1 rRNA gene is annotated in these 866 nt (G+C 55.8%); it reads right to left on the minus strand.

Annotated elements, in window-relative coordinates:
• Positions 1–821: ribosomal RNA gene (locus MHY20_RS11510) — 16S ribosomal RNA — on the minus strand; the annotation flags it as partial.
• Between the last annotated feature and the right edge of the window lie 45 nt (positions 822–866).

An 866-nucleotide genomic window follows, 5' to 3' on the forward strand; every position in this document is an offset into this window, starting at 1 on the left:
GTTCCCCACACCTAGTGCCCAACGTTTACGGCATGGACTACCAGGGTATCTAATCCTGTTCGCTCCCCATGCTTTCGCTTCTCAGTGTCAGTAATGGCCCAGAGACCTGCCTTCGCCATCGGTGTTCCTCCTGATATCTGCGCATTTCACCGCTACACCAGGAATTCCAGTCTCCCCTACCACACTCTAGCCTGCCCGTACCCACCGCACGCCCAACGTTAAGCATTGGGTTTTCACGGCAGACGCGACAAGCCACCTACAAGCTCTTTACGCCCAATAATTCCGGACAACGCTTGCGCCCTACGTATTACCGCGGCTGCTGGCACGTAGTTAGCCGGCGCTTCTTCTGCAGGTACCGTCACCCAAAGGCTTCTTCCCTACTGAAAGAGGTTTACAACCCGAAGGCCGTCATCCCCCACGCGGCGTCGCTGCATCAGGCTTCCGCCCATTGTGCAATATTCCCCACTGCTGCCTCCCGTAGGAGTCTGGGCCGTGTCTCAGTCCCAGTGTGGCCGGTCGCCCTCTCAGGCCGGCTACCCGTCATCGCCTTGGTGAGCCATCACCTCACCAACAAACTGATAGGCCGCGAGCCCATCCTCCACCGATAAATCTTTCCAACCCACACCATGCGGTGCAGACAGAACATCCGGTATTAGCCCCGATTTCTCGAAGTTATCCCGAAGTGAAGGGCAGGTTACTCACGTGATACTCACCCGTTCGCCACTAATCCAACCCAGCAAGCTGGGCCTTCATCGTTCGACTTGCATGTGTTAAGCACGCCGCCAGCGTTCGTCCTGAGCCAGGATCAAACTCTCCATAAAAAAATTTGAAACCCGGCAGAAAACAAACAACCGACGCTGATAAAA

Origin of the sequence: Helcobacillus sp. ACRRO, assembly GCF_022347125.1 — a bacterium.
GTDB classification, from domain to species: domain Bacteria; phylum Actinomycetota; class Actinomycetes; order Actinomycetales; family Dermabacteraceae; genus Helcobacillus; species Helcobacillus massiliensis.